This is a genomic window from uncultured Ellagibacter sp. (assembly GCF_934643285.1).
GTDB lineage: Bacteria > Actinomycetota > Coriobacteriia > Coriobacteriales > Eggerthellaceae > Ellagibacter.
The window spans coordinates 1-24,120 of the sequence record NZ_CAKUBT010000007.1 but is presented as its reverse complement, the minus strand read 5'-3'; the positions used below and the strand labels follow the sequence as shown (position 1 = coordinate 24,120).

At 61.7% G+C, this 24,120-nt stretch carries 19 protein-coding genes; 17 read left to right on the top strand and 2 right to left on the bottom strand.

Going from position 1 to position 24,120, the window contains the following annotated elements; all coding sequences use genetic code 11:
- Both Q0I65_RS05090 and Q0I65_RS05085 read left to right on the top strand, forming a co-directional pair.
- Complete coding sequence (locus Q0I65_RS05090; RefSeq protein ID WP_276997368.1) at positions 1 to 225, top strand: hypothetical protein; 225 nt, start codon at positions 1 to 3, stop codon at positions 223 to 225.
- A gap of 344 nt (positions 226 to 569) precedes the next feature.
- Positions 570 to 2,009 (top strand): ATP-binding protein, encoded by a 1,440-nt coding sequence (locus Q0I65_RS05085; RefSeq protein ID WP_296060812.1) that lies wholly within the window; start codon positions 570 to 572, stop codon positions 2,007 to 2,009.
- A gap of 704 nt (positions 2,010 to 2,713) precedes the next feature.
- Here the strand turns inward: Q0I65_RS05085 and Q0I65_RS05080 are convergent.
- Complete coding sequence (locus tag Q0I65_RS05080; RefSeq protein ID WP_276997365.1) at positions 2,714 to 3,157, bottom strand: GatB/YqeY domain-containing protein; 444 nt, start codon at positions 3,155 to 3,157, stop codon at positions 2,714 to 2,716.
- Positions 3,158 to 3,393: 236 nt separating this feature from the next.
- On the opposite strand from Q0I65_RS05080, the gene Q0I65_RS05075 reads away from it, so the two are divergent.
- The 9 genes from Q0I65_RS05075 to purB all read left to right on the top strand — a co-directional run bounded on the left by Q0I65_RS05075 (position 3,394) and on the right by purB (position 11,811).
- Complete coding sequence (locus Q0I65_RS05075) at positions 3,394 to 3,882, top strand: PH domain-containing protein (protein WP_296060683.1); 489 nt, start codon at positions 3,394 to 3,396, stop codon at positions 3,880 to 3,882.
- 41 nt (positions 3,883 to 3,923) lie between these two features.
- A complete protein-coding gene (locus Q0I65_RS05070; protein WP_296060679.1) occupies positions 3,924 to 5,663 on the top strand; it encodes a PH domain-containing protein in 1,740 nt (579 codons plus the stop codon).
- A 5-nt stretch (positions 5,664 to 5,668) separates the two neighbouring features.
- Positions 5,669 to 6,547, top strand: a complete 879-nt coding sequence (locus Q0I65_RS05065; protein WP_366513227.1) for a hemolysin III family protein — start codon at positions 5,669 to 5,671, stop codon at positions 6,545 to 6,547.
- Positions 6,548 to 6,628: 81 nt separating this feature from the next.
- On the top strand, positions 6,629 to 7,489 hold the full coding sequence (locus tag Q0I65_RS05060) for a hemolysin family protein (RefSeq protein ID WP_296060676.1): 861 nt from the start codon (positions 6,629 to 6,631) through the stop codon (positions 7,487 to 7,489).
- A gap of 33 nt (positions 7,490 to 7,522) precedes the next feature.
- On the top strand, positions 7,523 to 7,861 hold the full coding sequence (locus Q0I65_RS05055) for a PspC domain-containing protein (protein WP_296060674.1): 339 nt from the start codon (positions 7,523 to 7,525) through the stop codon (positions 7,859 to 7,861).
- 258 nt (positions 7,862 to 8,119) lie between these two features.
- Entirely contained in the window at positions 8,120 to 8,896 is a 777-nt protein-coding gene (locus Q0I65_RS05050; RefSeq protein WP_296060669.1) for a CMP-2-keto-3-deoxyoctulosonic acid synthetase, read from the top strand.
- Positions 8,897 to 8,988: 92 nt separating this feature from the next.
- Positions 8,989 to 9,651 carry a TrkA family potassium uptake protein gene (locus tag Q0I65_RS05045; RefSeq protein WP_296060667.1) on the top strand — a complete coding sequence of 221 codons (663 nt, stop codon included), beginning with the start codon at positions 8,989 to 8,991 and terminating at the stop codon, positions 9,649 to 9,651.
- Positions 9,652 to 9,718: 67 nt separating this feature from the next.
- A complete protein-coding gene (locus Q0I65_RS05040; protein ID WP_158048817.1) occupies positions 9,719 to 10,390 on the top strand; it encodes a TrkA family potassium uptake protein in 672 nt (223 codons plus the stop codon).
- Positions 10,391 to 10,467: 77 nt separating this feature from the next.
- Positions 10,468 to 11,811 (top strand): adenylosuccinate lyase, encoded by a 1,344-nt coding sequence (purB, locus tag Q0I65_RS05035; protein ID WP_296060660.1) that lies wholly within the window; start codon positions 10,468 to 10,470, stop codon positions 11,809 to 11,811.
- A 641-nt stretch (positions 11,812 to 12,452) separates the two neighbouring features.
- Here purB and Q0I65_RS05030 read toward each other — a convergent pair.
- Positions 12,453 to 13,910 carry a Tat pathway signal protein gene (locus tag Q0I65_RS05030; protein WP_296060658.1) on the bottom strand — a complete coding sequence of 486 codons (1,458 nt, stop codon included), beginning with the start codon at positions 13,908 to 13,910 and terminating at the stop codon, positions 12,453 to 12,455.
- Positions 13,911 to 14,078: 168 nt separating this feature from the next.
- Between Q0I65_RS05030 and Q0I65_RS05025 the strand changes: the two genes are divergently transcribed.
- The 6 genes from Q0I65_RS05025 (at position 14,079) to hisS (ending at position 23,603) form a co-directional block, all read left to right on the top strand.
- The gene (locus Q0I65_RS05025; protein ID WP_158048812.1) at positions 14,079 to 14,789 is read left to right on the top strand and encodes a response regulator transcription factor; all 711 of its coding nucleotides are present in this window, start codon (positions 14,079 to 14,081) and stop codon (positions 14,787 to 14,789) included.
- A 14-nt stretch (positions 14,790 to 14,803) separates the two neighbouring features.
- The gene (locus Q0I65_RS05020) at positions 14,804 to 16,507 is read left to right on the top strand and encodes a HAMP domain-containing sensor histidine kinase (RefSeq protein ID WP_366513225.1); all 1,704 of its coding nucleotides are present in this window, start codon (positions 14,804 to 14,806) and stop codon (positions 16,505 to 16,507) included.
- Between the two features lie 105 nt (positions 16,508 to 16,612).
- Positions 16,613 to 17,494, top strand: a complete 882-nt coding sequence (locus tag Q0I65_RS05015; protein ID WP_277012202.1) for a phosphoribosylaminoimidazolesuccinocarboxamide synthase — start codon at positions 16,613 to 16,615, stop codon at positions 17,492 to 17,494.
- Positions 17,495 to 17,600: 106 nt separating this feature from the next.
- The gene (locus Q0I65_RS05010) at positions 17,601 to 18,248 is read left to right on the top strand and encodes a hypothetical protein (protein ID WP_296060649.1); all 648 of its coding nucleotides are present in this window, start codon (positions 17,601 to 17,603) and stop codon (positions 18,246 to 18,248) included.
- Between the two features lie 27 nt (positions 18,249 to 18,275).
- On the top strand, positions 18,276 to 22,097 hold the full coding sequence (locus tag Q0I65_RS05005; protein ID WP_296060646.1) for a phosphoribosylformylglycinamidine synthase: 3,822 nt from the start codon (positions 18,276 to 18,278) through the stop codon (positions 22,095 to 22,097).
- 138 nt (positions 22,098 to 22,235) lie between these two features.
- Positions 22,236 to 23,603 (top strand): histidine--tRNA ligase, encoded by a 1,368-nt coding sequence (gene hisS, locus Q0I65_RS05000; protein ID WP_296060645.1) that lies wholly within the window; start codon positions 22,236 to 22,238, stop codon positions 23,601 to 23,603.
- Positions 23,604 to 24,120: the final 517 nt, after the last annotated feature.

The following is a 24,120-nucleotide window of genomic DNA, read 5'->3' as shown; positions in this document are numbered from 1 at the left end:
ATGATGGGTTTGGTTTGGACGCCGTCGACGATCGTCGTCGCGCTCGTCATCGCCGTGCTTGCTGTGCTGGCGGTGCGCCGCATTGCGACGCGCGGCCTGTGCGATTGCCACGACCACTGCGGGGATAGCGATAGCCCTCGAAGCGGATGTGGAAGCTGCCATGGCTGTTCCGGCTGCGGAGCGGTCGAGTGCATGGTAGCCGACATGGGCAAGGCGCTCAGATAGCACGTTTTCTTATGATTCAACGGGAAGGCCGGACGCGAAAGTGCCCGGCCTTCTTGCGTTCGGGGAGGACTCCGTTTGCACGAAATGGCGCGTGAGAAAGTGCCCTACGGGACTTGTTGCTTGGGCGGATTCTCACTAGCTTTTCTCTTGCTCGTCACTTGCTTTTCTGGCCGCAGGGAAGGCCTTTTGCGGGGTTGATTCTGCCCCAACAGCTCGATAAGCTGCGGATTCGTGAAAAGTTAGCCGCAACTTTTCATTTGCCTGTCATTTGCTTCTCACTTGCTCGTCACTTGCTTTTCTTTATAATGAAAACCTAAGGAAGCAAGGAGCTCGCCGTGAAAGATATGAAACTGCTCATTCAAGAGCTAAGCGCATATCCCGAAGAAACCGAATACCTCGAATTCAAAGAGAACTTCGTCGAGTTCGAGAAAGAGGGGAAGGACATTTGCGCTCTGGCCAATTCGGCGACGTTACATGACGTCCGATTCGCCTACAAGGTATGGGGAGTTACCGATAAATCGCACGAGGTCGTGGGCACGTCCTTTTATCCGCGTAGGCAAAAACACGGCAACCAAGATCTGGAGATTTGGCTTCGGAGCATGTTGAGCAGCAACGTGCATTTCGAATTCGAGGAAGGGGAAGCGTTCGGGAAGCACGTCGTTGTCGCGAAGATAATGCCCGCTGCGTACCAGATTGCTCGATTTAAAAACGAAGCCTACATTCGAACGGGGAGCAGTACCCAGAAGCTCGTTCCAGGTTCTCGTCGAGAATCGGAGCTATGGGCGAAGGTTGGGCGGGCGGCGTTTGAGACGCAAGTGGCGCTCGATCGCTTGACGCTTGACGAGGTTGTGTCGCTTCTTGATATTCCCCTTTATTACGAGAAACTTGACGAGCCGATGCCCGCTCAGACGGAATCTGCGCTACACGCCCTCGAGGTCGATCGTTTCGTTGCGAAAGACGTGGATGGTTCCTATGCGATTACGAACTTAGGTGCCTTAACCATCGCGCGCGATATGTCGGCGTTTCCTCCCGTTGCCAGGAAGGCGCTGCGGGTGATCCGCTACGATGGTTCCTCTCGAATTCTCATGCAAAAAGAAGAGACGCTTTCATCTGGCTATGCCCAGTCGTTCGAAGATGCTTTTCGTTATCTTATGGCGCTTCTGCCTTCTGAAGAGCGCATCGAAGGTGCGGTAAGAAGAACGGAAGGGGAGTATCCTCAAATAGCCTTACGCGAGCTTATGGGGAACTCGCTGATCCATCAGGACTTCCAGGTTGGCGGCGCGGGACCCATGGTCGAGGTTTTCGACGGGCGTATTGAATTCACCAACCCAGGTCAGCCTTTGGTTGACGTATCTCGAATCGTGAATGACCCGCCGTGCTCGCGCAATGAGCATCTTGCGGGCGTTATGCGGCGTATGGGCATATGCGAGGAGGCGGGGACGGGTTGGGATAAAATCATCTATTCGTGCGAGCTGCTCCATCTTCCTGCTCCGCGCATTGAGCTGTACGGCGACAGCACGAGGGTGGTGCTTTATGGTCGGCGTCCCTTTAAAGATTTAACTATCGAGGAAAAGCGGGACGCATGCTATTGGCATGTGTGCGTGCGCTATGCGGCGCGTGATTATGCGAGTAATCAGTCTCTTCGCGAGCGCTTCGGATTGAAAGACTCCAACTCGGCGCAGATTTCCCGGTTGCTTAAAACATGCGTTGAACAAGGGCTGATTAAGCCCGTCGATCCGTCGACGTCGCCGAGATATATGAGATACATTCCTCAATGGGCATAAACGACAACGTGTGTCTTCCCTGCGTGTTTTTCACTTGCTCGTCACTTGCTTTTCTGGCCGCGGGGAAAGCTTATCGCGGGTTTGATTTTGCCTCAGCAATGCGATAACCTGCGGATTCGTGAAAAGTTAGCCGCAACTTTTCATTTGCCTGTCATTTGCTTCTCACTTGCTGCCCTCACGCGGCTGTCGATGAAAGCGCGTTGACTTTGCACAGTTTTTCCTTCATGCGGGCAATCTTCTGGCGAGGCCGCTTGCGGTGGTGGCGGATTCTCCCACCAACTTGCAAGACATTTGTGGAGGAATTGTAAACCATGGTTAACCCTGTTGACGCGCCAGCAAGGTTAACCTAAGATAACAAATGTCAGCAGCGAGGGTTCGAACCCCCCCTCTCTCTCAAGAAAACGAACCCGCTGACCAGCACACTTCTTAATGCTGACCCGGTGGTGGAGGCTCCTCTCGTCTGGCCATCCATCACAAGCCGGTGAGGGCCTACCCCCCCCTCGCCCTCACCGGCCTCCTCTCCTCGAAACGAAACGCCTGCGGGCGTTTTTTGTTGTCCCACGTACAACGGTTCAGCCCGTCATCTCGCACAACGCAAGCCGATTGCCCGCAAAAAAGCGCCCGACCGCTTTGAAGTCCTTGCGGGCATCGAAACGGTCGGGCGCTGTCTCCAAAACGTCGCAGCGGGTCGCGTGGGTCCTGTGCTAGGCGAGACGCTTGCCGAGCTCGGCCGCGGCCGCGGCCTTGTCGAAGTTTCCGCCGGTCGCCTTCGTGAGCGCGCCCATCACCTTCCCCATCTCCTTCTTCGAGGTGGCACCGGTCTCGGTGAGCGTCTTCTCGATGAGCGCGATAAGCTCGTCGCCCGAAACCTGCTTGGGAAGATACGACTCAAGAATTTCCACCTGCGCGGCGAGAAGGTCGGTGCGCTCCTGGTTGTTCCCCGCCTTGATGGAGCCTTCAAGCGTCTCCTTCGTCTGCTTGATCACGCGCTTGAGCATGGCGTCGACGTCGGCGTCCGTGATCTCGCGGCGCTCGTTCACCTCGATGTTCTTCACCTCGCCGTGCACCTGGCGCAGGATGGACACGCGCGGCTTGTCGTGCGCTTTCAGCGCGGCCTTCACTTCGTCTTGCAGCTCCTGGTATTTCATGATTCCCTCTTTTCTGCTGCGCAATCGATTCAGCCTTTCCATCGTACACAATTTGGCTGGCGCATGCGGCCTTCTGCAAAAAGGCGACAAATGCCATCGATGCCGTGAACAGGTTCGATGGCGACATCACTCTTGGCGGCGTTGGGCTTTCTCGTTCGCTTTACAAAAAGTTTGCCGACACTTGCTATCATGGTGAAGCGTTCGCATCGCGGGCGCGTTCGAGAAAGGCTTTCCTCATGAACGGGACCCCTCAAAGCAAGCTCGATCCTCGGGTGAAGAATGTGTGGCGGGTAAACGACACCATCTGGATCGTGCTCGGCTACCTCTGCTGCGCTGTCCCCTTCGCCATTTGCGCCGCAGTCGAACCGGCGCCTTGGGCGTTCGCCCTCATCGCCGTGCTCTCGGCCATTGCTGCGGTGCTGCTTGTGGCGTTCCTCGTCGTGCTGCCGCCCATCCGCTACGTTCGCTGGCGCTACGAGCTTCACGACGACTACCTCGACATCGCCAAGGGAATTATCTGGCGCAAGCGCTACATCATCCCCTTCATCCGCGTCCAGAACACCGACGCACGCCAGGGGCCGATTCTACGCGCCTTCGGTCTCTCGAGCGTCACCGTCGCCACGGCCGCTGGCGAGCACGTAATTCCCGGGCTTGCGAACGACGTCGCCGACCAGGTGCGTGACCGCGCGGCCGAGCTTGCCCGCATCGCGCGCGAGGACATGTGATGGACGGGGTCCAAAACCGCGAGAATCGCGAGAGGCGCGGGATGCGTGGGAATCGCGAGAGGCACGCGGTCCATTCCAGCTACATCTGGCTTGGCGGTCTTCAGGGTGCCGCTGCGGTGTTCGCGGCGCTTCTTGTCGGCGCGCTTCCCCAGATCATCCCCGAGTTGTTCAACCCCGACAGCCTCGGGCAGTTCGTGAACGGCGGGTTTGCGACGATTGTCATCGTCCTGCTTTTCCTTGGCACGGTGGTCGTTTCGCTCGCCACGAGCCTCATCTACCGCCTCGTGTCCTACAAGCACATCTGGTACGAGTTCGGCGACGAGGAATTCAGCTTCTATTCGGGCATCTTCAACAAAAAGCGTGTGCATGTGCCCTACCGGCGCATCCAGTCGGTCGACCAGACAGCCTCGCTTCTCCAGCGCGTGTTCGGCGTGTGCACGGTGCAGATCGACACGGCGGGCGGCGCGTCGAACAAGGCTGTGTCGGTGCCGTTTTTGCGCAAGGCCGACGCGGAGGCGCTGCGGGCCGACCTGTTCGCTCGCAAGTCGGCGGCCGTCGGGGCGCCTTTTCGGGAAGCCGACGCCCCGAGCAGCTTCGGCAACGTGCTCGATGCGCCCGCTGAGGTGTGGGACGACGTGCGCGGCGTATTCGCCGGGAGCGAGGTCGACACGGGGCACATCTCCTTCCAGTACGGCATAACCAACAGCGAGCTCATTCTCACCGGGCTTTCGAACAGCACGACGCTGATTCTCGTCGTCGTCGGCATCATCGGCGTGTTCTCGCAGGTCGCCGATTTCGTCTCGCAGATGGTGGGCGAGGCGGGCGGAGCCGTCGCGGAAGTGCTCGCCGACGCGGGCCTCGCGCTTTTCGGCAATAGCATCATCGCCCTTATCGCTGTCGGCTTCATCGCGTTGTCCCTGTTCGTGTGGGTGATGTCGGCGCTCGGCACCTGCATCTCCTTCGGAGGCTTCAAGGCGCGCCGCCGCGGCGACCGCATTGAGGTCGAGCGCGGCCTTCTCCAGCACAGGTTCCACGGTGTGTCGGTTGATCGCGTGCAGTCGGTTATCGTGAAGCAGACTTTCGTCAGACGCATCTTCGGCTTCTGCGAGCTGTCGCTCGGGAAGGTGGACGCGTCGAGCGGGTCGGGTGGCATGGAGGACTCCCTTTCCGAGGGTGCGCTCGTCGTGCATCCCTTCGTGAAGGTCGATCGCGTGCCCGAGATCGTCGCGGGGCTCATTCCCGAGTTCGCCGACATGCCGACCGAGCGCCGTCGCGTTCCTAAGGTGGCTCTTCGCCGTGCGCTGGTCAGGCGCACGGTCATCCAAGGATGGGGGCTTTGGTGCGCCGTGGCTCTTGCTCTTCTCCACGTGGGCGTGATGTTCGGCGTAAGCGCTTATGGCGACGATTTCATGTCGGCGGGGGAACTCTTCTGGTTCGACCGGATCGCGCTTTTAGGCTACGTTGCGTGTGCGGTTGCCGAGGTGCTCGCCGCCGTGAGCGCGGTGCTTTGGGCGCGCTCGTCGTGGTTTTCGTTCAACAGGCGCTTTATGCAGGTGAGAAACGGCGGCCTCGGCACAGTTTCGGTTTGCCTGCCTCGCGAGAAGATCCAGTTCGGCTTCTCGAAGTCGAACCCCTTCCAGCGCCGTGCGAAGGTGGCGACTGTCACCGCGTGGACAGCTGCGGGTTTGCAGGGCACCTCGACCAGGCTGATCGACGCATGTGAAGAAGATGCTGCCGCATGGCTGGCGTGGCTTGTCCCTGGGGGAAATGTGATAGAGTGAAATGTATGGACACACATGCGACATCCGATTCGAAAGGCGGCCGAAGTTCGGCGCCTGACCCTTCAGCGCCTGGGCCTGCCGCCCGCAAAGACGCCCCTCTGCCCGCCGCGTCGCCTTCGTGCGCGCAAGATCGTCCCTCCGCGCCTCGGGCGTGGACCCCTTCCCAGTTCAAGCCGCGCACCCTTTCCGAGGCGCGCGAGCATAGAAACGAGCCCGCCAACACGTCTGCGAACGCCGACCGCGCCCGCCGCAACGTGCGCGAGTACACGCTCGGCGAGGAAATCGCCAACTCCGTGACGCACGGCATCGGCGCGCTTCTTTCCATTGCGGCGATCCCCATTCTCGTGGTGATCGCGGTGCGCGCAGGCGGCGGCGTGAAGCTTGCGGCGGCGCTCGTCTACACCATCACCATGCTGGTGGAATACCTCATGTCGACGCTGTACCACGCTATTGCGGTAGACCGCGCCAAGCGTGTGTTCAAGGTGCTCGACCACAGTGGGATCTACCTGTTTATCGCGGGAACGTATACGCCGTTTTGCCTGGTCACGCTTGGAAACGACGGGGGAATCTACCTGGCTGTGTTCGTGTGGGCCGTAGCGCTTGCGGGCATTGCCTGCGAGGCGTTCTGGGTATTTCGCCCGCGCTGGATCTCGGCGTTGCTCTACCTTCTTCTGGGGTGGTGCGTCGTTGCGTATCTGCCGGCTCTCGTGGCGAACCTTCCCATGGAGGGTCTTGCGCTCCTGGTCGCGGGCGGTCTGGTCTATACGGTCGGCTGCGTATTCTACGTGTTGAAGAAGATTCCCTACATGCATTCGGTGTTCCACGTGATGGTCGTAGCGGCGAGCGTGCTGCAGTTTCTGGCCGTGGCGCTGTATGTGATGTAGCGGCGAGGTGCGCGTCCGCACTGTCGCGGGCGCAGCGGATGGATTTTCGGGGTTGACGTCCCCTAAGAGCGCGAGGAGTGGATGATTACGATGAGCGACGAGGAGCAGAAGGGCCTGACCGGCTTCTTCTCACGTTTCGGATCGGCGAAGAAGCAAACGGTCTCCGAGGAGGAAATCAAAGACATCGTCGCCGATAACGATGAGCTCGCCGACGACGAGAAGCGCATGATCCACGACATCATCGACTTGGGCGACATGTCGGTACATGAAATCATGCAGCCACGCGTCGACATGATTATGGTCGAGGACACCGAGACGGTGCGCACGGCGGTCGAGCGCATGCACGGCACGGGCTACTCGCGCCTTCCCATCTTCCACGAGGACGCCGACCACATCATCGGCATCGTGCATTACAAAAATCTCGTTGGGCCGCTCATCGACGGCCGCGAGGACGACCTTGCCGCGAAGTACGCTTTCGAGCCCCTGTTCGTCCCCGAGACCAAGGACATCTTCCCGCTGCTCAAGGAAATGCAAACGAATCGGCAACAGATGGCCATCGTGGTGGACGAATACGGTGGGACCGATGGTTTAATTACCGTTGAGGACATCATCGAGGAAATCGTAGGCGAAATCGTCGACGAGTACGACATGGAGGGCAAGGAAATCACCAAGCTCTCCGACGGCGTATGGCGCGTCGATGGACGCTTCCCGGTCGAGGACGCGGCGGCGCTCGGCTGGCCGGCCTCCGAGTCGGAGGACTACGAGACCATCGCCGGCTGGCTGATCGACACGCTCGATTTCGTGCCGGAGATGGGCGATGAGTTCACGGTGGGCGGTTATTCGTTCAAGATCGAGCGTATGCGCCGTTCGCGCATTTCCACCATTCGCGTGGAGCGTCTGGCCGGTGGGGCCGACGTCGCCGAAGAGGGGGAAGGCCAGTAGGAAAAGACGCACTAGGACGAAAGGGACGGCACCGTGGTCGGAAGGAAGCTCACGCGAGATGCGAACGCGCGGCTCGGAGGCGTGTGCGCGGGCGTTGCGCGTTACTTCGGCATCGACCCGATCGTCGTGCGCATCCTCGTCGTCGCGGGCACGTTGCTCACGGGCGGCCTTCTCGCCGTGGCCTATGTGGCGCTCATCTTCGTCTTGCCGAAATCGTCGGTTTCCGGGGACGTGTTCGACGTCCGTCCCGAGTCGGCGTCCTCCGAGAAATTCGGGCCCATCGATTGCGCCGCGCCGTCTTCCGAAAGCGAGCGGCAAACCTATGTGGGGGTCGGCCATTTGCCCCCGAAACCGCCGTGCTCGTTCCGCTGAGTGTGAAATTCGTTCTTGTTCAATCCAAAATTGAAAATAATAACTACCAGGGACGATAAAGAATCTGCTGCGTAATATCGAACAAACAGTGGAGCGTTCTTCACAAGTTTTTGCGTTGAAACCCTCGCATAAGGTAAAATCTTGCCTTGCAAACAACAGCATAAGTTCTTCTCTTGGCAGCAATCCCACCCACAATTCAATACGCTGTCACCGCTTCGGCGGTTAGTTCTCGTGCTGTTCGAGAAAGGTTGACACTGCGTGGTAACACGTCGAAATAATATGAAGAAGACGGGTTTGGTCGCGAAAATCGCCGCGATCGGGTGCGCCTCCGTCGTGGCGGTCGGCTGCTTCGGCTACGGCCTTGCCGCGGCAGGCGGCTCGTCGTCTCCGTTCGGTGGCACGGCCTCTTCGGCGCCTGCTGCCGAGGTGCTTGTCTCCAACGTGTCCGACGCATCGGTCGGCAGCGTCTTGTCGCAGCCCGCATCGCGCGACATCACCCAAGGTGTTCAGGCCGTCGAGGCCGAGAAGGAAGCCGAGCGCATCGCCGCCGAGCAAGCTGCTCTCGCCGAGGAGCAGGCTCGCATCCAGGCTGCCGAGCAGGCGCTCGCCAAGGCGCGCACCACTGATGCCTCTTCTGCGATGTCCCAGCTCACCGAAGTGGATTGGAGCTGCGGCAAGGACGCCTTCATCTCCGAGTGGACAAACCGCATCAACAATTACCTTGCGGGTTCTCCGCTTGCCGGCCAAGGCGAAACCTTCGCCACCGCTGCATGGGAAAACGGCGTCGACCCTCGCTGGTCGCCGGCTATTTCCAACACCGAGTCCACCAAGGGCACGAACTGCTTCCTGCTGCACAACGCGTGGGGCTGGGGCTCTACTGGTTGGAGCTCGTGGGAAGAAGCCATCAACGCCCATGTCGCAGGCCTTGCGAAGGGGTATGGCTACACCATCAGCTACTCGAACGCCCAGAAGTATTGTCCGCCGAACTACGACAACTGGTTCCATGACACGCTTCGGGAAATGTCGAAAATCTAACGTAAGGTTGAAGGCCGGGCGCGAGTCCGGCCTTTTCTTTTCCGCATGCGCTATGCTAAGCACCTAAACGGCGTCGCGGCGAAAGGCGATTTATGAGCAATGTCATTGTGGTAGGGTGCGGGCGCGTGGGCTCACAGCTCGCCAACATGCTTTCCGACAACGGGAGCAACGTCTGCGTGATCGACAGGAGCGCCGACGCATTCGCGAACCTCGGCCGCAACTTCAACGGCTCCACGCTGCAGGGCGTCGGCTTCGACGAGGACACCCTCGTGAAGGCGGGTGTGGACGACTGCGATGTCGTCGCGGCCGTCACGCAGCTCGACAACACGAACCTCATGGTCGCGGAGGTCGCAAGCCGTCTGTTCGGCGTTCCCCATGTGATCGCGCGCCTGTACAACCCCGACCACGAGCGCGCCTACATGCAGCTTGGCATCGACTACGTGTGCGGCACATCGCTCGTCGCCGAGGACGTGTTCTCGAAGGTGGTGTCGGGCCACGGCGCGCATATCGACACCTTCGGGGAATTCGAGGTGCTGCGATTCTCCCTCGATCTGAGCTCCCGCGAGGGGAAGCGCACGATCCGCGTGGGCGAGCTCGAGCGCGATCACGACATCCGCATCATCGCTTTCGAGCGCGGTGATGGGTCGGCGAGTTCCATTCCCAACAAGGAAAGCGTTCTCTACCAGGGGGATTCGGTGCTCGCGTGCGTGCGCCACGAGCTTATCCCCCTGTTCAGCAAATACATCCAGGAGTAGGGGCTCGTCTGTCCGCATCGCACGCCGTGCCTTGCGGGCGCCGCGCCTCTTCCGCGAAAGGGCATTCATGTATGTAGTGATCAACGGCGGCGGAAAGATCGGCGCCTATCTTGCGAACGTGCTTCTGAAGAGCGGCAACGAAGTCGCCGTCATCGAGCAGAACCGACGCACCGCCGACCGTCTGTCGGTGGAGCTCACGGGCCGCTACCTCATCATCCACGGCGACGGCTGCGACTCGAAATTCCAAGAGGACGCAGGCATCCGCCACGCCGACGTGTTCGTCGCCACGACCGGCCAGGACGACAGCAACCTCGTGTCGTGCGAGATCGCGCAGCGCGTGTTCAGCGTGCCCCGATGCATCGCGCGCGTGAACAGCCCGAAGAACATGCGCATCTTCCACGAGGTCGGCATCGAGAGCGTCTCTTCCACCACGCTCATCGCGAACATGATCGAAGAGGAAGCGCTTATGGGCTCGGTGAGCGTCGTGTCCTCGCTCACGCACGGCAACGTTGCGCTTTCCGAGGTCACGGTGCCGCGCATGCGCTACCACTCGAACGCCGACGGCGTGCTCGCGCGCGACATCCCCATGCCCGACGGCAGTCTGATCGTTGCCGTCGACACCGCCGACGACGTCGAGGTGGTGCGCCACGACACCGTGCTGCACCCCGGGGACAAGGCGGTCGTCGTCGCCGACACCGAAGCGCTCGACCGCGTACGCGCTTTGTTCAAGGGGCTTTAGCCGGCGCGCGCGGGCGTATAGTATGCTAGCGACAAGCAAAACGGGAACGATCGACACGGGAAAGGCGAGCAAGCGCAATGATCAACCGCTACACGCGTCCTGAGATGGGCGCAATCTGGGAGCTTCAAAACAAGTTCTCCATTTGGAAGGAAATCGAGATCCTGGCGTGCGAGGCGCAGGCTGAGCTGGGGAAAGCCGGCATTACGAAAGAGGAGGCGAAGTGGATTCGCGACCATGCCGACTTCACCGTCGAGCGCATCGACGAGATCGAGAAGGTCACCAACCACGACGTCATCGCCTTCACCACCAACATGGCCGAGTACATCGATGCCGATGTGCCGGAGGGCGAGGAGAAGCCCTCGCGCTGGGTGCACTACGGCATGACCAGCAGCGACCTGGGAGACACGGCGCTTTCCTACCAGATCACCCAGGCGATCGACATCATCTTGGCCGACGTGAAGCAGCTTGGTGAGACGTGCAAGCGCCGCGCCTTCGAGTTCCAGAACACGCTGTGCGTGGGCCGCACTCACGGCATCCATGCCGAGCCGATGACCTTCGGCATGAAGTTCGGCAGCTGGGCTTGGGCTCTGAAGCGCGCTCAGACGCGTCTCGAGCAGGCACGCGAAGTTGCCGCGACGGGCGCCATCTCGGGCGCGGTGGGCACGTATTCTTCTATCGACCCCTTCGTCGAGCAGTACGTATGCGAGAAACTGGGACTTACGCCTGACCCGCTTTCGACCCAGGTGCTCGCGCGCGACCGCCACGCGCAGGTCATGTGCGCGCTCGCATGCGCCGCGGCGACGCTCGAGTCGATCGCGATGCAGGTGCGCCTGCTTCAGCAGTCCGACGTGATCGAGGCGGAGGAGCCGTTCAAGAAGGGCCAGAAGGGCTCGTCGGCGATGCCCCACAAGCGCAACCCCATCACCGCCGAGCGCGTTTGCGGCCTCGCGCGCGTGGTGAAGGCGAACGACCAGGTGGCGCTTGACAACGTGGCGCTTTGGTACGAGCGTGATATTTCCCACTCCGGCACCGAGCGCGTCGCGCTGGCCGACTCCTTCACGGCGCTCGATTACATGTTCGGCAAGATGCAGTGGATCTTGGACGGCTTGCAGACCTACCCCGACAAGATGGAGCACAACCTGTGGCGCACCCGCGGGCTCATCTTCTCCTCGAAGGTGCTGCTCGCGCTCGTGCAGACGGGCATCACGCGCGAAGAGGCGTACGTCATCGTGCAGCGCAACGCCATGAAGGTGTGGGAGGATATCCAGAACGCCGTCGAGGGACCGACGTATCGCGAGCGCCTGGAGGCCGACCCCGAGGCGAAGCTTACGAAGGAAACGCTCGACGAGATCTTCGATCCGTGGGATTTCCTCACGCGCAAAGACGAGGTCTTCAAGCGCCTCGAAGGTCTGGAGTTCTAACTGCTTCGACTTGAGGGCTCGTGCTTGGTTTGAGCTCGGGTTCCGGTTCGGTGCCTGGGTTTTGGTTCGGAGCCTGAGTCGAGGGTCGGGTCTAAGCCCCTCGTTTGAGTTTGGGATTCTGGCTGCTTGAGTCTCGGCTCGGGGATCGCCTTGCGGCGGGTTTTCTTCGTCGTCTGCTTTTCGAGGCCCTGAAGCCCGCTCGGGTTTCAGGGCCTTATCTTGTCTTTAACGCCCTCGGTGAGCCACCCCTGTACAAAAACGACGATAAGTTATGAAGTAAATATGTACCGCACCCCATAATTAAAGAAAATGGGGAATAACTCGTTTTGAAAGTGTATAGATTGGGACGTTTTCGGGATAAGTGAAGCTCGAAAACGCTTATCTTCACTGTTTCTTCATAACTTATCGTCGTTTTTGTACAGCAAGGACCCGAACTTCATCGCTGCTGCTTCGGTAGAGTTGATTGCCGCTCCGCGAGGTCGGGCTGCAGGGTCGTAGGTTTGCGGATTGTCGCCTCGTGCGAAGTCAGGCTCCAAGTGAAGGTTGCGATGCCCGCCTTGCGTGAGGGCTTGGGAGGCGGGCGATGGCTTCGTAGTCTGAGCGCCCAGCGGATGCCGGTCTCGTGCGCGGCTGGAGGGCTGCTAAGCCGGTTCCCAGACGCGCACGCAGCAGTACTGCTGCGATTCGCCCTGAAGCGTGGTGTTGTCGATGTTCGAGTACGTGACGACTCGCTTGACCGAGCCGGTCGACGCCAGGTAGTCGCCGAAGCTCGGCGCGCCCGACTTCACCTCCAGCATGAAATACTGCTTGCTCTCGGGGCTGAACCCGCACACGTTGTACGAGTCCTTCGCGATGATCCACCCACCGCACCATGCGGGCGGGGCGGTGGGGGTCACGCCATGACGGAACCACGGAACCAGGCTGTACGAGGCGTTGCCCTGCGCGTCGGTGTCGGGCTGCACGGTGCTTGCGGGAATGTATGTTCCCAGGTTGGCGATGCCTTCGCCGAAATTGTAGATTGCTTCGAACGAGAACATGAACCCCGTGTCGCCGTAACCCGCCTCGAGTGGCTTCATCGAAGAGGGAAGCACGAGGGAGTCGACCACGCTTGCGGATTGCGCGTCGATGCGCGTGAGCTGGTAGCGAGACGAGGATGCCGCGGCGCGCGGGGTGATGACGACGGAGTCGCCCGTCGCATAGGGCGGTGTGCACATACGGCCTTTCGAGGTGTAGGCCTCCTCGGTGTCGCTCGAGCCGAAACGTGCTCTCATCAGGCGTGACGCTTCCTTGCTCGCCGATCCGTTCTTCTTAGGGAGAACCTGCCAGAAGGCGTATCCGCTCGATGCGGCGAGCGTCGGGGTCTCCCAATCGGCGCTGCCTTCTTCAGCCAGCGCCGCCGTCCCGAGTTCCCCATTCGAAAGCGCTGCGCTGTAGATGCGCCAGGTGCCGTCGAGGATGTTTGCCTCGGTCCACACGATGCCGGTCGCGCACGCGCGCACGTCGTAGATCTCGAAGCCTTCTTCTTGGCCTTTCGCCTGGGAAATCGCCGTGGTCTGGTTGCCCGACGAAAGGGAGAGCAACACCACCTTCGTAAGTGGCTTCGAGCCGTCGGTGGGCACGAGGCACGCCGCGAGGGAATCGTCGCTTGCCCAGACGAGCGTTCCGTAGGGGAGCTCGTAGGTTCCTGAAAGCCCGAGCGCGGTGCTTGAATCCTCGATTTCGGTGAAGTCGCCCGGCGTCGCGGCGGAGCACGACGTGACGGCGTCCTTAGAGACGGTCAGCGTGTTGAAGGTGGGCTCGTTCGCCTTCGAGGCGGCGTTTACTCCCACGCCGATGCCCCCGCCGACAACGGCAAGGGCTCCGATGCCGATCGCGCCGTAAAGGAAGTGCCGTCGGGTGAGGAGGACCTGCCCACCGCCTGGGGCGGGAACCTTGATGCCCTGCTCTGAGCGCCCTTCGGCGACGCGGACCGTCGGCGCGTGCGTTGCATGCGCCGCACGCGGGCGATAGCTCGCAGAAGTGCCCCGCCGCGTGCTTTGGCGAGGGCTTCTTTGCGCGTGCGCGCTGTTTTTTCCTGGAGTGGGTCTTTTCGTTGGCATGGTGGTAATTGTGTCATTTCGCCTACGCCTCGCGCGAGAATACGCCCAATTGCTACAATAAACCCAAAGACGAATCTGACGGTCCGCCGTGGGCTTTAAGCCTTGCGCGCTCCGCCGGCCTCGTGCATGAACCATGCGCGCAGGAAAATCCCATGTTAGGAGACGTCAATGAACAACGAAACCCGACGCATTCTTCTTGTAGAAGACGAAAAGGCGATCCGCGATGCGGTCGCTGCTTATCTCGAGCGCGAAAACTACTGGGTAACCGCCGTGGGCGACGGCCAGGAGGCGCTTGAGGAATTCCAGAAGCATCATTTCGACCTGGTCGTTCTCGACCTTATGCTCCCACGCGTTCCCGGCGAGCGCGTCTGCCGCGCCATCCGCGACAACTCCGATGTGCCCATCATCATGCTCACTGCGAAGGGCGAGGTGGAAGACCGCATCATCGGGCTTGAGCTGGGCGCCGACGATTACCTGGTGAAGCCCTTCAGCCCCCGCGAGCTCGTCGCGCGCGTGCGCGCCCTGCTCCGCCGCGTGCACGCCGACTCCGAGCCGCAGCGCGAAGTGCTCGAGTTCGGCGACCTCACGATCGACGTTTCCGGTCACAAGGTTCTCGTGAAGGGCGAGGAAGTCGACCTCACGGCCTCCGAGTTCAAGCTGCTCACCACGCTTTCCCGTTATCCGGGCCGCGTGTACTCTCGCATGGAGCTGGTGGAAAAGGTGCTCGGTTACGACTTCGAGGGCTACGAGCGCACCATCGACTCGCACGTGAAGAACCTGCGCGCGAAGATCGGCGACAATCCGCGCAACCCGAAGTGGCTGCACACTGTCCACGGCGTGGGGTATCGCTTCGAGGATCCCACGAAATCCGGCAAATAGCCTGCGGGTGACCCGTGAGCGAAACGAACCGAGCACATAACGGCTCGGCGTCCGAAGAGACGTCGAGCCCCTCTGCGAATGCGGGCGGCGGGGCTGCCCGCATTCGCGTCATGCCCGACTCTTCCGAGGAGCGGGCTTCAACGGGCGAGCCCCATCAGGGAAAGCTCGCGCGAAAGGAGCGCCGCCGCAAGTTCGGCTGGACGAGCCTTTCCTACACCGCGCGCGTCACCTTGGCGTTCGCGCTCATCGCCGCGATGACCGGTCTTGTCGCCATCGGCGTCATCTCGTTTGTGTGGGAGCAGCATTTCCAAACCTACACCGCGTCCAACATGGAGACCCTCGCGGAGACGACCGCCAGCCGCATCGAGGAGCGCATGGAGGCCGACAGCGCGCTCACCATCAAGAGCTCTGCGGCACTCATGCCCGTCGAGGCCGCGCTCGAGGTTACGCCGGGCATCGCCATCAAGGTCGTCGACGAGAACGACGTCACCGTCTTCGATTCCTCGAACCGCATCAACGGCATCCCGAACGCCACGAGCTCCTTCGAGCCGAAGGACGCCTCGAAGGTCGCGCTCGCCAAGATCGTGGTCGACGACAAGGTCGTCGGCTCCGTACGCATCTGGGTCTACGGGTCGGATACGCTTATGCGCGGCCCCGACCAGGAGTTCCGCGAGAATTCCTACCAGGCTATGCTCTTCGCGTCGCTCGTGGCCATCGTGCTCGCGTCGTGCATCGGCTTTTTGTTCGCGCGCAATCTGGTGGCCCCCATCAACCGCATGACGAAGACGGCCCGCGCCATCAAGGAAGGCGACCTCTCAGCGCGCACCGATCTTCACGGCGAGGACGAGATCGCCCGTCTGGGCGAGACCTTCGACGAGATGGCGGAGTCGGTCGAGAAGGACCGCGAGCTGGAGCGCCGTCTCACAACCGACGTCGCCCACGAGTTGCGCACGCCGCTTATGGCCATCCAGTCCACCGTCGAGGCGATGGTCGACGGCGTGTTCGAGGCCGATGCCGAGCGCCTCGAGACCGTGAACTCCGAGGTGCAGCGCTTAAGTCGCCTGGTTGATGCGCTCTTGAAGCTCTCCCGCCTGGAAAACCGCGCCACCCCCATGAAAGAGGAAGTGGTCGATGTGGGCGAGCTCATCCAGAGCATCGTCTCCACGCACGAGGCGTTCGTTGCCGACTCGGGGCTCACGTTCGAGTACCGCGCCGAGAAAGGCGTGCTCGTCGTGGGCGATCCCGACATGATTCGCCAGGCCACAGCCAACCTCATCTCGAACGCGGTGCGCTACACCCCCGAAGGCGGGCATGTGTCGGTCACTGTGTCGAAGGGCGACATCATGGCCTCGATCGCCGTGCGCGATACCGGCATCGGGCTTTCCCCCGAGGAGGCGAAGATGGTCTTCTCGCGCTTCTGGAGGGCGGACGCCGGGCGTAACCGCGCGAGTGGCGGCTTAGGTATCGGGCTTGCGGTCGTGAAGGAGATCGTCGATCGCCACGGCGGTTGGGTGCAGGTCGAGGGCGAGAAGGGCAAAGGCGCCTGCTTCACGCTCCATTTCCCCCTCTACGACGAGCAGCGCACGCGCACCAACGACAAGCGCGAGCAGCAAAGGCAGCGCCAGCAGCAAAAGCAGCAGCACCGCCAGCAGTTGCTCTCGGGCGCCCGCCAGCAACGCTCGGCCGAAGGAAAATCCGCTTCCAATCGCAAAAAGTAAGGCAGTGCGCGATAATGGGTCGCGACTCATTATCGCTTGTCGGCGCACGGGGCACTTGCTCGTACGCCGCATATTCGCAACGAGGTTTTGAAAGGACCTGAAATCATGAGCGTGATCGACATCGAACCCGATGCGCAAGGCAAAGTTCGCGACCTCTACGATCTGGGCGACCGTCTTCTGGTCGTCGCTTCCGATCGCATCTCCGCGTTCGACTACATTCTCGAGGACGAGATTCCCCATAAGGGCCAGGTGCTTACGCAGCTTTCGTGCTTCTGGTTCAAACTGCTCGACGGTGTGATCGAGAACCATCTCATCTCCGCCGACGTTGCCGACCTGCCGGAGCGCTTCAAGCCCTATGCTGATGCGCTGGAAGGGCGGTTCATGCTGGTCAAGAAGGCCGACATGTATCCCATCGAGTGCATCGTGCGCGGGTACCTCGCGGGCAGCGGCCTTAAGGAGTACCAGGCGCAGGGCACGGTCTGCGGCATCGAGCTGCCCGGCGGCCTTGTGAACTCCTCCAAGCTCGAGACGCCCATCTTCACGCCTTCCACCAAGGCCGAAATCGGCGACCATGACGAGAACATCAGCTTCGAGCGCTGCGCCGAGATCATCGGCGACGAGGCGGCGGCCGAGCTGCGCGATGCGGCCATCAAGGTGTACACCGCCGCGCGCGACCACGCAGCCGACCACGGCATCATCATCGCCGACACCAAGTTCGAGTTCGGCCGCGTCGACGGTCGCCTCATCTTGGCCGACGAAGTCCTCACCCCCGACTCCTCGCGCTTCTGGCCAGGCGACGAATACGAGCCCGGTAAAAGCCAGTCGAGCTTCGACAAGCAGTACGTCCGCGATTGGCTCACCGCCCATTGGGACAAGGAGTCCGGCACCAAGCCGCCCCGTCTTCCCGAGGACGTCATCAAGCGCACGAGCGAGAAGTACATCGAGGCTTACGAGAAGATCACGGGCGAGAAGTTCCCGTTCGCATAGGGAGCCTCCCCGGTCCGCGCCGGCAGGCGGGCATTCCCGGCCGAGCGCGCTGCCTTAAGGGGCCTTCCCGCTTTTGAAATAAGTGTCCACGAGAAAGAACCATCGCATGTCACAACGTAACTACATGAACGACCGCTACCAGGACGAGGGACCTAAGGGTACGACGCGCAAGAGTGCGGCCTCGGCGAAGCCGAAGTCGAAAGCTGCCTCCTCGGTGCATATCCAGTCCTCGACGAAGACCCCTCAGGAGAGAAAAGCGGAGCAGAAGGCTCGCCGCAAGGCCGAGCGCGCCAAGCAAAACGAGCTCGACCGCAAGTACTACAATCCGCCCACGGCGGAATACAAGCGCCTGCGCCGCCTTTGGTGGGTCGTCCTGATCGCCGCGGTGATCATGGTCGCGCTGTCGTGGTTCGCCCGCTCGTGGGAGCCTGCGTGGATCAGCTACGTCACGCTCGGTTTGTCCTACGTGCTCATCATCCTTGCGTTCTACCTCGACTTCTCGAAGATCCGCAAGTGTCGCCGCAAGTACCAGATGGAAATGGAATCCCAGAACACCAAGGAAAGCCGACGCGCCGAGAAGGCGAAGCGCGCAGCCGAGCGCGAGGCGGAAAAGCAGAAGGAAGAGGCCGCTGCGGAGGTTGCCGAGGAGCAGATCAAGCCTAAGCGCGGCCTGTTCGGCCGCAAGAAGGTCGACGCCGCCGAAGCTGCGAAACCCGCCGATGCCGCTTCTGCTGCAAAGCCTGCCGACAAGTAATCGCCTGCCACCCTGGAAAGGATCATCATGGTTTCGCGTGTATACGTGGAGAAGAAGCCTGGCTTCGATGTCGAAGCGCAACAGCTGCTCGCCGAGCTGCACACCGCCGTCCCCGAGGGGCTTGCGAAGACAGCTCGCCTGCGCCTGATCAACTGCTACGACGTCGAGGGTATCGACGAGGAGCTTTTCGAGCGCTGCATCCCCACGGTGTTCTCCGAGCCGCAGGTCGACGACGCCTCGCGCAAGTTTCCCGTTGCGGGCGTCGAGTTCTCGGACAAGACCGCCAAGCAGCTCGCCGCGGAGGGGGCGGACATCTCCGGAATCGCCGCAGCTCCCGCCAATGTGCACGTGTTCGCCGTCGAAGCGCTGCCCGGCCAGTTCGACCAGCGCGCCGACTCCGCGTCGCAGTGCATCCAGTTCATCAGCCAGGGTGAGCGTCCCGACGTCGCCTTCACGCAGGTCTACGTCATCGAGGGCGAGTGCACTGACGATGCGCTCGCTGCGGTGAAGCACTACGTCATCAACCCGGTCGAGACGCGCGAGGCGTGCCTCGTTGCGCGCGAAACGCTCCAGATCGCCCACCCGACGCCCAAGCCCGTCGAGGTCATCGAGGGTTTCCTCGATTTGGACGAGGCAGGTCTTTCCCAGTTCATCGAGGAGCGCGGTTTGGCGATGGACCTTGCGGACATCGCGTTTTGCCAGCAATATTTCGCGGGCGAGAAGCGCTGTCCGACCATCACCGAAATCAAGATGATCGACACCTACTGGTCGGATCACTGCCGCCATACCACGTTCGGCACCGAGCTCACCAACGTCGTGATCGACGACGAGCAGGTGCGCGAGACCTACGAGCGCTACCTTGAGCTGCGCCATGAGCTCGGTCGCGATGAGAAGCCCATCTGCCTTATGGACATGGGCACCATCGGCGCGAAGTGGCTGAAATCCCAAGGCATCCTGACCGGTCTCGACGAGTCCGAGGAGATCAACGCCTGCACGGTGAAGTGCACGGTCGACGTCGACGGCAAGGACGAGGATTGGCTCTACCTCTTCAAGAACGAGACGCACAACCATCCCACCGAAATCGAGCCGTTCGGCGGCGCGGCCACGTGCCTGGGAGGCGCTATCCGCGACCCGCTTTCGGGACGCAGCTACGTGTACCAGGCCATGCGCGTCACCGGCGCGGGCGACCCCACGGTTCCCGTGTCGGAAACGCTTGAAGGTAAGCTTCCGCAGCGCAAACTCGTGACGACGGCTGCCGCCGGCTACTCGTCCTACGGCAACCAAATCGGCCTGGCCACAGGCTCTGTCCACGAGTTATATCATCCGGGCTACGTCGCCAAGCGCATGGAGATCGGTGCCGTCGTCGCGGCGACCCCGGCCGATCATGTACGTCGCGAGAAGCCCGAGCCGGGCGACGTCATCGTTCTTTTAGGCGGGCGCACCGGCCGCGATGGCATCGGCGGCGCAACCGGGTCGTCGAAGGCGCACAACCTGGAAAGCCTCGAGCATTGCGGTGCCGAGGTGCAGAAGGGCAACGCCCCCGTCGAGCGAAAGCTTCAAAGGCTGTTCCGCCGCGGCGAGGCCTGCCGCCTCATCAAGCGCTGCAACGACTTCGGCGCGGGTGGCGTGTCGGTTGCCCTGGGCGAGATCGCCGACGGCCTGAGCATCAATCTCAATAAGGTCCCGAAGAAATACGACGGCCTTGACGGCACTGAGCTCGCCATCTCGGAGAGTCAGGAGCGCATGGCTTGCGCCATCGCCGCCGCTGATGTGGAAGAGTTCCTCGGGTATGCCAAGGAGGAGAACCTCGAAGCTACGGTGATCGCCGAGGTCGTCGCCGAGCCGCGCGTGCGCATCTTCTGGAACGACGAGGCCATCGTCGACGTGAGCCGCGAGTTTTTGGCATCGAACGGTGCCCCGAAGCATCAGGACGTTCACATCGAGGCGGGCGGCGCCTATAAGCGCACCTGGGCGGGCGACACGTTCGCCGAGCGCATGGAATCGCTCGTGAGCGACTTGAACGTCTGCTCCAACAAGGGTCTCTCCGAGCGCTTCGATTCCACGATCGGCGCGGCTACCGTGCTCATGCCGTTCGGTGGAAAATACCAGCTCACGCCCGCGCTCGCCATGGTGGCGAAGCTGCCGGTCGACGGCGAGACCACGACGTGCTCCGGCATGGCGTGGGGCTTCAACCCCTATCTCACCGAGAAGAATCAGTTCGTCGGCTCCTACATTGCCGTCGTCGAGAGCGTTTCGCGCCTGGTGGCCACGGGCTTCAAGCGCGAGGACATGTACCTTACGTTCCAGGAATACTTCGAGCGTCTGCGCAACGAGCCTGCTCGCTGGGGCAAGCCCGCGGCTGCTGTTCTCGGTGCGCTTCAGGCGCAGCTCGATCTGGGGCTGGGCTCGATCGGAGGAAAAGACTCCATGTCGGGCTCGTTCGAGGACCTCGATGTTCCCCCGACGCTCGTGTCCTTCGCCACTGCGGTCGGCAAGGTCGATCGCGTGACGAGCCCTGAGTTCAAGGGTGCTGGCCACAGGGTCGCGCTCATCGCTCCGCGCTGTTACGACGCCGATGATGTGGCGCCCGCTGCCGAGGACGAGCTTGCGGCGATCGCCGCGGTCGAGGGCCTTATCGGCGAAGGTGCAGCCCTTGCCGTGTCGACGCCTGGTTACGGTTGCGCGGCGGAGTCGCTGTTCAAGATGTGCGTCGGCAACGGAATCGGTGTGGCGTTCGAAGACGCCGACGCCGATGCGCTCTTCACCCCCGCATACGGCAGCTTCATCGTCGAACTCTCCGACGATGCGGTGCTTCCCGAGGCGACCGAGTGCCTCGACGTTGCCCTTCTCGGCACGACGACCGAGGACTACGTGCTCTCGGTTGCGGGCGAGGCGGTCGATTTGGCTCGCTTGCAGGATAGGTGGGAAGGCGCGATCGAGTCGGTGTTCCCGTATCGTAGCGCTGCTGCCCAGTCGGAATCCAGCGCCACCGACGTTGCGCCCATCACCTGCGACGACAAGTTGCCGCTCGTGTACAGCGGCTCGATTGCGAAGCCGCGCGTCATCATCCCCGTGTTCCCGGGGACGAACTGCGAGTACGACACGGCGCACGCGTTTGAGCGCGCCGGCGCCCTGCCGACCACGCTCATTGTGAACAACCTTACGCCCGATGCGGTCGCCGAGAGCATCGCCGCCCTCGCTGCCGCCATCCGCGAAAGCCAGATCGTCATGATTCCCGGCGGCTTCTCCGGCGGCGACGAGCCCGACGGCTCGGCGAAGTTCATCACGGCGTTCTTCCGCGCTCCCGAGGTGACCGAGGCGGTGCGCGACCTGCTGCAGAACCGCGACGGCCTCATGCTCGGCATCTGCAACGGTTTTCAGGCGCTCGTCAAGCTCGGCCTTGTGCCTTATGGCGACATCGTTCCCATGACCGATGAATGCCCGACGCTTACCTTCAACACGATCGGCCGCCATCAAAGCCGCCTCGTCCGCACGCGCGTGGCGTCGTCGCTTTCCCCGTGGCTTTCCGAGTGCAAGGTGGGGGACACTCACACCGTTGCCATCAGCCATGGTGAGGGTCGCTTTGTGGCAAGCCCCGAGCTGATCGAGAAGCTCATCGCGAACGGCCAGGTGGCGACGCAGTACGTCGATGCGGAGGGCAAGCCGTCGATGGACCTTTCGGTCAATCCCAACGGCAGCGTGTTGTCCATCGAGGGCATCACGAGTCCCGATGGTCGCGTTCTCGGCAAGATGGGCCACACTGAGCGTTCGGGCGCCGGGCTCTATCGCAATATCCCGGACTTCACGTATCAGCCGCTCATCGAAGGCGGTGTGGAGTACTTCAAGTAAGTGGCGGGCGGCGACCGATTCCAGCGTGGTCGCCACTCTCCGATGGAATATGTTGAAGCGCGGGCAATCGGAGCCCGCGCTTCATTTACGTTACAATGCAAATCGCAATCAAGCTAAACGAAGGAAAAGGTGGGCGCAATGGCAATGCAGGCTGCTGAAGGCACGAGGGACTTTCTACCTGACGAGGCGGCGTTTTGGCTGCATTTTAAGGAGACGGCATTCTCCGTTTTCGCCCGTTACGGGTACGTGCCCATCGAAACCCCGATATTCGAGCAGACCGACCTGTTCGTCCGCGGCATCGGCGAAGCGACCGACGTGGTGTCCAAGGAGATGTTCACCGCCGTGTCGGGCGAGAACCTGAAGCGCCTCATCGACGGTGGCACCATCAAGAGCAAAAGCCGCCTGTCGCTTCGTCCCGAAGGCACGGCAGGCGTCGTGCGCGCGGTGGCCCAGCATGACCTCGTTCCCCAGGGCGGTGCGCCCGCGAAATTGATGTACGCGGGCCCTATGTTTCGCGCGGAGCGTCCGCAAAAGGGACGTCAGCGCCAGTTTAACCAGGTGGGCGTGGAGTGCCTGGGCGCCGAGGAGCCGACGATCGACGCTGAGGCCATCATCATGCTCATGCGCTTCTACGAGACAATCGGCATCCCGCGCGAATCGATGCGCCTGCTCATCAACTCGATGGGGTGCGAGAAGTGCCGTCCCGCCTATCGCGAGCTCGTCCGCTCCTACATGAACGAGCATGCCGATGAACTGTGCGAGACGTGCATGACGCGCGCTGAGATCAATCCGCTGCGCGCATTCGACTGCAAGAACGAGGCTTGCGCTCATGTGATGGAGAACGCTCCGAAGATCTCCGACCATCTCTGCCCGGACTGCCGTGAGCATTACGAAGCGGTGAAGGCCTATCTTGATGCTGCTGGCGTCGCCTACGAGGAGGACTATAAGTTGGTGCGCGGCCTGGACTATTACACGCGCACCGTGTTCGAGGTCCAGGTGGACAACGGCATGGGAAGCCAGAACGCGATCGGCGGCGGTGGCCGCTACGACAAGCTCGTCGAGGAAGTGGGCGGACGCCCGACGCCGGGTCTTGGGTTCGCGCTTGGATACGAGCGCTGTGCGCTTGCACTGCAGGCAACGGGCGTGGAGTTCCCCCGCGCTCAACATTGCGACCTGTTCGTCGCATGCGTTGACGACTCGGTTCACGCTGAGGCGTTTTCCCTTGTGCAGGCGTTCCGCGATGCGGGGCAGTCTGCCGATATGGACCATCAGAAGCGCAGCCTGAAAAGTCAGTTCAAGCTTGCCGACAAACTGAACGCATCGATGGTCGCCATCCTTGGTCCCGATGAGCTCTCCGAGGGCAAGGTGAAGGTGCGCAATATGACGTCGCACGCGGAGCGTCTGGTCGACCTTGCTGCGATGAAGGCAATCCTTGCGAAGTTCTCCAGCGAGGGCGCCGTCCTCACGCCGGAGCAGATGGGCGAAGCGCTCGCTGAGTCTGAGTAGAGCCGAGAGGGAAGAGAACCACGGGGCGAATGCCATAGGCGATCGCCTCATCCATTCAAGAGGCCGAGTGCTCGAGAAGCGCTCGGCCTCTTCTAATAGTAAGGGTGCCACTATGAAGCGGGAAATATCTCTGAGTGGCATAACGCTACTATATATAGTGATGCGTCGACCCCTTCGGCGGATTTCGCTTCGAATGATTCTGCCCGACAGTTGTTCGGAGTGCCCAGGGACCGGGCTCGCTTGGCTAGTCGGGCTCGGGAACATTTGGTCGGCCCCCGTCCTCGCGCGTCGAGATGCCCCGCACTGTCTACCAGCGCCCTTCCTGGACTTATGGAGGGAATGTGAACACGGCCCGAAGGGCAATAGAAGCGCGTCGCCCCAGGTCATATGGGGAATGTAGCCCTCCGAGGCGCCCCCTCCCGGGAAAAAGACGCGATTCCCCCTTGACCGCGGGAGGGGGTGCGCGTAATATATCTCCTTGCGCCGCGGACGGAAGGAAGCGGCGGGGCGGGGCGGA

What these genes read in the sequence shown, in the direction of transcription:
- Q0I65_RS05030 (WP_296060658.1), bottom strand. Translation starts at nt 13,910, where the DNA reads ATGCCAACGAAAAGACCCACTCCAGGAAAAAACAGCGCGCACGCGCAA.
- Q0I65_RS05005 (WP_296060646.1), top strand. Translation starts at nt 18,276, where the DNA reads ATGGTTTCGCGTGTATACGTGGAGAAGAAGCCTGGCTTCGATGTCGAA.
- Q0I65_RS05075 (WP_296060683.1), top strand. Translation starts at nt 3,394, where the DNA reads ATGAACGGGACCCCTCAAAGCAAGCTCGATCCTCGGGTGAAGAATGTG.
- hisS (WP_296060645.1), top strand. Translation starts at nt 22,236, where the DNA reads ATGGCAATGCAGGCTGCTGAAGGCACGAGGGACTTTCTACCTGACGAG.
- Q0I65_RS05010 (WP_296060649.1), top strand. Translation starts at nt 17,601, where the DNA reads ATGTCACAACGTAACTACATGAACGACCGCTACCAGGACGAGGGACCT.
- Q0I65_RS05025 (WP_158048812.1), top strand. Translation starts at nt 14,079, where the DNA reads ATGAACAACGAAACCCGACGCATTCTTCTTGTAGAAGACGAAAAGGCG.
- Q0I65_RS05085 (WP_296060812.1), top strand. Translation starts at nt 570, where the DNA reads ATGAAACTGCTCATTCAAGAGCTAAGCGCATATCCCGAAGAAACCGAA.
- Q0I65_RS05060 (WP_296060676.1), top strand. Translation starts at nt 6,629, where the DNA reads ATGATTACGATGAGCGACGAGGAGCAGAAGGGCCTGACCGGCTTCTTC.
- Q0I65_RS05080 (WP_276997365.1), bottom strand. Translation starts at nt 3,157, where the DNA reads ATGAAATACCAGGAGCTGCAAGACGAAGTGAAGGCCGCGCTGAAAGCG.
- Q0I65_RS05065 (WP_366513227.1), top strand. Translation starts at nt 5,669, where the DNA reads ATGGACACACATGCGACATCCGATTCGAAAGGCGGCCGAAGTTCGGCG.
- Q0I65_RS05070 (WP_296060679.1), top strand. Translation starts at nt 3,924, where the DNA reads ATGCGTGGGAATCGCGAGAGGCACGCGGTCCATTCCAGCTACATCTGG.
- Q0I65_RS05015 (WP_277012202.1), top strand. Translation starts at nt 16,613, where the DNA reads ATGAGCGTGATCGACATCGAACCCGATGCGCAAGGCAAAGTTCGCGAC.
- Q0I65_RS05040 (WP_158048817.1), top strand. Translation starts at nt 9,719, where the DNA reads ATGTATGTAGTGATCAACGGCGGCGGAAAGATCGGCGCCTATCTTGCG.
- purB (WP_296060660.1), top strand. Translation starts at nt 10,468, where the DNA reads ATGATCAACCGCTACACGCGTCCTGAGATGGGCGCAATCTGGGAGCTT.
- Q0I65_RS05045 (WP_296060667.1), top strand. Translation starts at nt 8,989, where the DNA reads ATGAGCAATGTCATTGTGGTAGGGTGCGGGCGCGTGGGCTCACAGCTC.
- Q0I65_RS05090 (WP_276997368.1), top strand. Translation starts at nt 1, where the DNA reads ATGATGGGTTTGGTTTGGACGCCGTCGACGATCGTCGTCGCGCTCGTC.